Source organism: Geodermatophilus sp. CPCC 205761 (assembly GCF_051383655.1).
Classification (GTDB): Bacteria; Actinomycetota; Actinomycetes; order Mycobacteriales; family Geodermatophilaceae; genus Geodermatophilus.
The window spans coordinates 1-8,354 of the sequence record NZ_JALPKQ010000091.1 but is presented as its reverse complement, the minus strand read 5'-3'; the positions used below and the strand labels follow the sequence as shown (position 1 = coordinate 8,354).

Genomic DNA, 8,354 nt, shown 5'->3' with positions numbered 1-8,354 from the left:
GACCCGCCTTGCGCTCGCCGGGACGGCGCGGCGCCGGGGGCCGCGGCGCGGGACGGCCCGGCGCCGCCGGCCGCGGCAGCAGGCCGGGGTCCTGGCGCAGGATCGACGCCTCCAGCGCCCGCAGGTCGGGTCCGGGGTCGATGCCGAGCTCCTCGGCCAGGTGCTCCCGCGCCCGGCGCAGGCTGCCCAGCGCGTCGGCCTGCCGGCCGGCGCGGTACTGGGCGAGGGCGAGCAGCCCCCACAGCCGCTCCCGGGAGGGGTGCTGCCCGACCAGCTGCTCCAGTTCCGCGGCGGCGGCGCGGTCGTCGCGCCGGGTGCGCAGCTCCCAGAGGTCCTCCAGCGCGGTCAGTCGCAGCTCGGTGAGCCGGAGCGCCTCGGCCGCCAGCGACGCGCTGCCCTCCGTCAGCCCGGCGTAGGGGTCGCCCCGCCACAGCGACAGCGCCTCGTCGAGCAGCGCCTCCGCCCGGTCCGGGTCGGCCGGCGCGTCGGATCGCGCGTGCCGGATGAGCTCGGCGAACCGGCGCGCGTCCACGTGCTCGCCGGCGAGGGCGAGGGAGTAGCCCCCGGGATGGGTCCGCAGCCGGTCGTCCGTGGCGCGCGCCCGCCGGGCCGGCTCCAGCTCCCGGCGCAGGCGGGCGACGTAGGACTGCAGCGAGGCCTCCACGCGCGACGGCGGCTGCTCGCCCCAGATCTGGTCGACCAGGTGGGACACCGACACCGGCCGGCCCTCGGCGGCGACCAGCAGGGCGAGCAGCGCCCGGGGCTTGGGCCCGCCGAGGTCGGCCGGGACGCCGTCGACCAGGACGGCCAGCTCGCCGAACACGCGCACCTGCACGGCGCGGATGCTAGGGGCGCCGCTGTCCTCCGGACACGCAGCGGCGCCCGGGGGAGCCCGGGCGCCGCGTGGCCGGTGTCCCGCGGTCAGCCGACCGGCTCGACCTCCCGGGGCGCCGCGGTGTCCCGCGCCGGCGCGCCGGTGACGGCGGTGCCCAGCGCCCAGAGCGCCAGCAGCACGCCCGCGGCGGCGAACACCGGGGTGAACTCCGTGTCCGGCCGGACCAGGGTGAGCGGCACCGACGCGGCGTGCGCCAGGCCGCCGGCCACGCCGAGGAGTGCGACGGCGCGCCGCACCCCGCTCTGGACCCGGGCGAGCGTCGCGGCCAGGAGGACGACGGCCAGGCCGCTGACCGGGTAGAGCACGGCGGCGAGCCCGACGTGGGTGAACGCGACCGGGGCGGCGTGGCCGGCGTGCAGCGCGGAGCTGTCGACGGCGGCGGCGAGGTGGAACACCGTCTCCACCGCGTAGAGCGCGAGGGCCGCCGCTGCCACGGCCAGGCCGCGGTCGGCCGCCGCCGGCCAGACCTGCCGGCGGCGGGCCGCCCACAGCCCGCCGGCCAGCAGCACGGTGCCGATCACCAGCAGGGCGTGCCCGGGCACCCAGCGGCCGTCGGCGGTCATCACCGCCAGCTCCTCGCGGAGGGATGCCCGGGCGTCGGCGTCGGGGTGCAGGGCGCCGCCGGCGAGCATGGTGAGGCCGGAGGCCAGCAGGGCCGACCGCCAGCCCTGGGGGCGGCGGAGGGTGGCGGGTCGGGAGGTCGGTGCGGAGGTCGTCATGGCCGGGGACGCTCGCGGCCGCGTCTTGCAGTCGTCTGGACGACCACTGGATCGACGTCGAGGGCGCCGGCGCACGCGCCGACCCGGCCCGGCAATGTCGGGTACCGTACTCAACGCCCACCGGTCACGAGGCCGGGACGAGGCGAGAGGACCACACGCGTGACCGGTCCCGCGGACCCCCGGAGCGCGCCGGGAGCGGAACTCGCCCTGGGCGAACTGCACCGGCTGCTGCTCGCCGAGGAGAGCCCCCAGTCGGTGCTGCAGCGGGTGGTCGACCTGGTCCGGCGGGCGATGCCGGAGGGCGCGGAGGCATCGATCACGCTGGTGCGCGGTGACCGGCCGACGACGGCGGCCGCCACCGGGCCGATGGCCGCCGAGCTCGACGAGCTGCAGTACGCGCAGGGCCACGGCCCGTGTCTCGACGCCGCGGTCGGCGGCCACCTCGTCGAGATCGCCGACGCCCGGGCGGAGAGCCGGTGGCCTGCGTACGTCCCGGCCCTCCTCGACCGCGGCGCACTGAGCTCGATCGCCGTGCCCGTGCCCGTCGCCCACCTGACCGCCGGGCTGAACGTCTACGCCCCCTCGGCGGGCGCCTTCACCGACGACGCCCGGCGGGCCGCCACCGAGTTCGCCGCCTACGCCGGCGTCGTGCTGACCAACATCGACACCCTCCAGGACGCGCGCGAGCTCGCCGCGCACCTCCAGAGCGCGATGGAGTTCCGGTCGGTCATCGAGCAGGCGAAGGGCATCCTGATCGAGCGGCACAAGCTGACCCCCGACCAGGCCTTCCGGATGCTCGCCGACGCCTCGATGCACAGCAACCGCAAGGCGCGCGACGTCGCCGAGGACCTGGTGCGGACCGGCGAGCTGCCCGGCCGCGGGGCCGCACGACGGGACCGGCCGTGACCGACCCGGCCGGCGAGCCGGCACCGGCCCGAGCCGGGGCCCCCGGTGGATTGCCCCCCGTGGAGCTGGGCGCCGCTCTCGCCCAGATGGCCGGGCTGGTGCTCTCCCACGAGACCGTCGACACCGCCCTGGAGCTGGTGACGAGCCTGGCCGCGACCACCACCGCCGGCACGCTCGGCGCCGCGGTCACCGTCGTCGACGAGCACGGCAAGCGCTCGCGGGCGGCGTCCGACCGGCTCGTCGAGCAGGCCGATGCCCTGCAGTACGAGCTCGACGAGGGGCCGTGCCTCACCGCCTGGAGAACCCGCGAGCTCGTCCGCATCGACGACACCACCACCGACGCACGCTGGCCCCGCTGGAACGACGCCGCCGGCCAACTGGGGGTCCGGTCGGTCCTGAGTGCTCCGCTGCTGGTGACCGGAGAGTCGATCGGCGCCATGAAGGTCTACAGCGAGCGCCCCCAGCACTACGGCCCGCACGACGAGCACGTCATGCGCCTGCTCGCCGCGCAGGCCGGGATCCTGCTGGCCAACGCGCAGAGCCTGCGGGAGGCCCGCCGCCTGAGCCGGCAGCTGACCGGGGCGCTGGTCACCCGGGACGCCGTCGGGCAGGCGACCGGTGTGCTGCTCGCCCGGGGCGCGACCGGTCCGCAGGAGGCCTTCGGCCGGCTCGCCGACGCGGCCCGCCGCTCCGGCCGCTCCGTCGCGGACGTGGCCGGCGCCCTGCTGGCCGAGGTGACCTCCCGCAACGGCGGCGCGTCCGCGCCGGACTGACCGGCCGGGACCCGGAGCTGCGCCACCTCGCGCCGGTCCTCCCGGCCGGGCCCGTGACCCCGGCGCACCGGGCGGCGGTCCGGTTCTGTCGGACCCCGGGCGCATCCTCGTGCCACTGCGGCGAGAGGGGAGGCACCGGTGACCGGCGAGCTGCTGTGGGCGGTCACGGACGGACCGGCCGGGGAGAACGCGGTGCCCGCACCGGAGGACCGCCTCGACGCCGGCCGGCTCGCGCGGCACCACCGCGGTGGGTTCTGGTGCTCCACCCGGGCGGGGGGCTGCGGCGGGCGGCTGGTGCTGCAGGCCCCGGGCGGGGGCCGGCCGTCCTTCGGCCATCCCGGCGGCGCCCGGTGCGCACTGACCGAGGCCGACGCCGGACGCGCGTACGAGCACCTGCGGTACCAGCCCGCCCTCACCGCGTGGCTGGCCGGGCAGGGGCACGACGCGCGGCTGGAGCGGGGTCCCGATCCCGGCGGGCACAGCGGCCTGCACGTCGTCGTGGACGAGCTCGGTGTCGTCCTCGAGGTGCAGCTCGCGCCGCTGCCGGACACCGCCTGGCGCGAGCGCGACGACCACCTCCGCAGGAGGCACCGGCACGTCACCTGGCTCTACGGCCCCGAGGCCGAGGCCGCCGCGGTCACCGAGGTCGCCGTCCGCGGCGTCGCCGTGGCCCTCCGGCGGCACCACGTGGGTCTCTCGGTGGGCGTCCGGGACGTCGACGACCGGACGCGCTGGGTCCGGCTGGCGGCCTGCCGGCTGACCGCGGACGGTTTCGCGGCCCCCGGCACGGAGGAGGCCCGGGCGCTGCACGCCGCGCGCACGGCGCACCGGCAGAGGGCGGCGCGGCGCGTGAGGCACCGGGCCGCGGGCCCGCCGGTCCCGCAGCTCGGCCTGCCGTTCCCCGCCTGAGCGCTGCCGGGCGTCAGTCCGCGGGCGGGGGGACCGGCTCCTCGAGCCAGTTCCAGCTGTGGTGGCTGAACACGGTCTTGTTGCCACCGCCGTCGTAGACGACGAGGTGACCGGTGGCGGTGAAGCTGAAGCGGGCGTCGTTGTCGAAGCGGATCACTTCGCCGTCGGCTCGGTGCAGGTCGAAGGCCATGCCCCCGAGCCTGGCACGCAGGCCCGCGCGGAGCCCGCCGACGCGTTCCGTGCAGGTCTCTACGCCCGGGCCTCCCCGGCCAGCCGCCCCACCCGGGCGCTGGCGCCGCCCAGGTCCAGCGCCGAGCCCTCAGCCAGCGCGGCGGCGTACTCGTCGGGGTGCAGCGCGGCGCGGGTGCCCTCGACGTAGCGCTGCCCGTCCGTCGGGTCCATCCGCAGCGGGTCGTAGCCGACCCGCCGGGCGCAGGCCTGCACCGCACCCAGCAGGACGGCGCCGTCGCGCGGGCGGCCGCCGGCGGTCGCGGCGCCCACCGCGGTGAGCAGCCCCGCCAGCGTGCCGGTGGCGTCGCCCTCGCGGTGCGTGAGGTCGACCATCCGCCACAGCTGCGCCAGCGCCTCGTCGGCCCGGCCCAAGTCGGTGAGCACCTTGGCCCGGATCCACAGCACCGACGAGTGCGCCCACGAGTGGCCGAGGTCCAGGGCGAGCCGCTCGGCCGCGGCGAGGTGCGCCAGGGCCGCGTCGGCGTCGCCGGCGACCCGGGCGAACTGCCCGAGCGTCATCGCGATCTCGGCCTGCACCCACTCGATGCCCGACGCCTGGGCCAGCTCGAGGCCGCGGGCGATGTCCTGCGAGACGTCGCCCTCGGCGTCGGTCCGGCCGAGCAGCGCCCGGACGAAGCCGCGCAGCACCAGGGCCAGCGCGAGGACGCCGTCGCGCTCGTCCGGGGCGGCGGTGACGATCTCGTTGGTCCGGTCGAACAGCGAGGCGACGTCCCCGGAGAGGTAGGCCAGCAGGGCGTCGCCGAGCAGTGCCCCGCTGCGCACCGACGCCGGCGCGCCGGGGGTGGCCTCCAGCGCGGCGCCGAGCCACCGGCGGCCCTCCTGCACGTGGCCGCGGCGGTACCACCACCAGCTCAGCGCCGCCCCGATCCGGAGCGCCGCCTCGCCCTGCCCGGTGGCCAGCGTGTGCGCCAGCGCCGCCCGCAGCCCTGGCTGCTCGGCGTCCAGGCGCCGGGCGCTGGCGGTCCACTCCGGCCGGCGCAGGGTCGGCTCCAGCCGCTCGGTGAGCTCGACGACGAAGCCCGCGTGCCGGTCGCGCAACCGCCGCGCGGCGCCGTCGTAGAGGCCCTGCTCGGCGTACTGCCGCAGCGTCTCCAGCATCCGGTAGCGGCCCTCGCCGTGGTCGAGCTCCACCAGCGACTTGGCGACCAGCACCCGCAGCAGCTCCAGCGTGCCGCCCGCGACGTCCGGGCCGGCCAGCGCGGCGACCGCGTCCGGCCCGAAGCTGCCCGGCAGCACCGAGACCGCGCGGAAGACGGCCAGCTCGGCGGGGGAGAGCAGGTCGACGCTCCACTGCACGGTCGCGGCCAACGTGCGCTGGTGCGGCGGCGCGGTCCGCCACCCTCCGGCCAGGAGCGTGAACCGGTCGTCGACGCGGCCGGCGACCTCGGCCAGCGGGAGGGTGGTCAGGCACGCGGCGGCCAGCTCGACGGCCAGCGGGAGCCCGTCGAGGGCGGCGCACAGCCCGCGGACCTGGTCCAGTTCCTCGGCCGACGGATCGGCCAGGTGCGGCGCGGCCAGGCGGGCGCGGTCGAGGAACAGCTGCTCGGCGTCGCTGCCGGGGCTGCCCGCGGGCATCGGCCCGCAGGGCTGCACCGCCTCGCCGGGCAGGCCCAGTGGCTCCCGGGAGGTGGCGAGGACCCGCAGCTCGGCGCACCGAGGGAGGAGGGCGGCGCACAGGGCGGCCGCGGCCTCGACGACGTGCTCGCAGTTGTCGAGCAGGAGCAGCAGCGGCCGGTCCTGCAGCGCGGTCGCCACCGCGCCCACGGGGTCGCCGCCGGTGAGGCTGACGCCGAGGACGGTGGCGACCTGCCCGGCGACCAGGTCGGGGTCCTCCACCTCGGCCAGCTCGACCAGCGCGGCCGGCGGTGCGCCGGCCGCCCGGCGGCGCGCGGCCTCCAGGGCGAGCCGGGTCTTGCCGCTGCCACCGGGGCCGACCAGGGTCACCAGGCGTCGGCCGGCGAGCGCCGCAGCCAGCGCCTCCAGCTCCCGGGCGCGGCCGACGAAGGCGGTCAGCGGCACCGGCAGCGGCGGGAGGACCAGCGCGGCCGGCCGGGCCGGCGGCACCGGCGGCGGCGCGACCACCGGTGCCGGGGCGGGCGTGGCCAGCGCGGGGTCCTGGCGCAGGATCCGCTCGTGGAGCGCCTGCAGCGGGCGGCCCGGGTCGACGCCGAGCCCCTCGGCGAGCAGCCGGCGGCCCTCGGCGTACGCCTCGAGCGCCTCGGCCTGGCGGCCGGCCCGGTAGAGCGCCAGCATCAGCGAGGCGCGCAGGCCCTCGCGCAGCGGCTCGCCCCGCACCAGCTCCCGCAGGTCGTCGACGAGTTCGGCATGCCGGCCCATCCGCAGGTCCAGCTCCGCGGCCAGCTCCCGGGCGTCCAGCCGGGCCTGCTCCAGCCGCTCGGACTCCTCACCGGCGAAGGTGGCGGCGACGTCGGCGTAGGCGGGCCCCCGCCACAGCGCCAGCCCCTCGGCGACCGCGGCCCGGGCGCCCTCGACGTCGTCGCGCGCGGCCAGCCCGCGGGCGGTGCGCAGCAGCCGGAGGAAGCGCAGCGCGTCGACGTCGTCGGGGTCGACGGCCAGCTGGTAGCCGGGCTCGCGGGTGAGCAGCACCGTCCACGCTCCGGGCCGGCTGTCCGGCTCCAGCTCGCGGCGCAGCCGGGACACGACCGCCTGCAGGGTCGCCGCCACCGAGCCGGGAGGCTGTCCGCTCCACACCCGGTCGACGAGCAGGTCGAAGGCGACGGGCCGCCCGGCGTCGACCAGCAGGGCGGCGATGACGGCGCGGTGCCGCGGAGTCGGGTTGACGAGGGGACGGCCGTCGCGCCAGACCTCCACGGGCCCGAGCACGCGGAACGAGGTGCCGGTCATCGGTGCGCAGCGTAGGGGGCAAACGCCCGGTTCCGGGGCCGACCTGCTGCCCAAGCGGTGGGCAAGGCCCGGCCAAGGGATCGTCGCCACCCTCCCGGTGTCCGCCCGCCGCACCCCGGAGAAGCCCGTGCCCCTTCCCCCCGCCGTCCTCCCGGCCGACCTCACCGAACTGCTGGGCGCCCGCCTGTCCCCGGCCGCCGGCCTCCGGGACGGAGTCGTCCGCGCCGCCGCGGCCGCCGACGTGGTGGCCACCGTGCGGCTGGCCGGCCGGCACGGGGTGGCGGTGGCGGTCCGCGGCGACGACACCCCGCCCGGCCCCTCGGCGCGGGCGCTGCTGGTCGACCCGGACGGCCTCGACGAGGTCACCGTCTCGCCCGAGGGCTGGGCCCGGGTCGGCGCCGGGGTGCGCTGGCGGCGGCTCCTCGACGCGGCCGCGGCGCACTCCCTCGCCCCGCTCACCGGCGCCGCGGTGACCGAGCGGGTCGCCGACTCGGTCACCGGCGGGGGAGTGGGGCCGCTGGCCCGGACCTACGGCGTGGCCTCGGACCGGGTCCGCGCGGTCGAGCTGGTCACCGGCGACGGCACGTTGCGCCGGGTGACCCCCACCGAGCACGCCGAGCTGTTCTGGGGTGTGCGCGGCGGCGCGGGCGTGCCGGGCCCGGTGACCGCGGTCGAGCTGGACCTGCTCGGCGCCGGCACGCTGCTGGCCGGCGAGCTGCGCTGGTCCGCCGACGACACCCCGCGGGTGCTGGAGGCCTGGCGGGCGTGGGCGGCGGCGCTGCCGCCGCAGGCCGGCACCTCGGCGGTGCTCACCGGGCACCGGCACGGCGCGGCGTGGGTGGCGGTCCGCTTCGCCTGGACCGGCGACCCGGGGGACGGCGCGGCGGTGCTCGCCCCGCTGCGGGCGGCCGCCCGGCCCGCGGCCGACGAGGTGGCCGTCCGCGGCCCCGCCGGGCTCGGCCCGGGCGCCGCCGGCCTCCGGCCGGGGGGCGGGTCCTCCCTGCTCCTCCCCCCGCTGCCCGCCCCCCGCGAAGG

Annotated in this window: 8 protein-coding genes; 4 read left to right on the top strand and 4 right to left on the bottom strand. The window is 78.8% G+C overall.

The window, feature by feature from the left end:
- Both MY526_RS26695 and MY526_RS26690 read right to left on the bottom strand, forming a co-directional pair.
- On the bottom strand, positions 1-835 hold an 835-nt coding region (locus MY526_RS26695), incomplete at its 3' end, for an AfsR/SARP family transcriptional regulator (protein ID WP_436705462.1).
- Between the two features lie 86 nt (positions 836-921).
- The gene (locus MY526_RS26690) at positions 922-1,614 is read right to left on the bottom strand and encodes a hypothetical protein (RefSeq protein WP_436705461.1); all 693 of its coding nucleotides are present in this window, start codon (positions 1,612-1,614) and stop codon (positions 922-924) included.
- A gap of 159 nt (positions 1,615-1,773) precedes the next feature.
- Between MY526_RS26690 and MY526_RS26685 the strand changes: the two genes are divergently transcribed.
- The 3 genes from MY526_RS26685 (at position 1,774) to MY526_RS26675 (ending at position 4,202) form a co-directional block, all read left to right on the top strand.
- Positions 1,774-2,520 (top strand): ANTAR domain-containing protein, encoded by a 747-nt coding sequence (locus MY526_RS26685; protein ID WP_436695879.1) that lies wholly within the window; start codon positions 1,774-1,776, stop codon positions 2,518-2,520.
- Positions 2,517-3,293 carry a GAF and ANTAR domain-containing protein gene (locus MY526_RS26680; RefSeq protein WP_436705460.1) on the top strand — a complete coding sequence of 259 codons (777 nt, stop codon included), beginning with the start codon at positions 2,517-2,519 and terminating at the stop codon, positions 3,291-3,293. Before MY526_RS26685 ends, MY526_RS26680 begins: the two co-directional genes overlap by 4 nt.
- Before the next feature lie 138 nt (positions 3,294-3,431).
- Complete coding sequence (locus MY526_RS26675) at positions 3,432-4,202, top strand: hypothetical protein (RefSeq protein ID WP_436705459.1); 771 nt, start codon at positions 3,432-3,434, stop codon at positions 4,200-4,202.
- Positions 4,203-4,215: 13 nt separating this feature from the next.
- On the opposite strand, the gene MY526_RS26670 is transcribed toward MY526_RS26675, so the two are convergent.
- Complete coding sequence (locus MY526_RS26670) at positions 4,216-4,392, bottom strand: hypothetical protein (protein WP_436695876.1); 177 nt, start codon at positions 4,390-4,392, stop codon at positions 4,216-4,218.
- Between the two features lie 59 nt (positions 4,393-4,451).
- Entirely contained in the window at positions 4,452-7,319 is a 2,868-nt protein-coding gene (locus tag MY526_RS26665) for a BTAD domain-containing putative transcriptional regulator (RefSeq protein WP_436705458.1), read from the bottom strand.
- A gap of 127 nt (positions 7,320-7,446) precedes the next feature.
- On the opposite strand from MY526_RS26665, the gene MY526_RS26660 reads away from it, so the two are divergent.
- Positions 7,447-8,354, top strand: a 908-nt coding sequence (locus MY526_RS26660) for an FAD-binding oxidoreductase (protein ID WP_436705457.1), incomplete at its 3' end; no start/stop codon positions are given.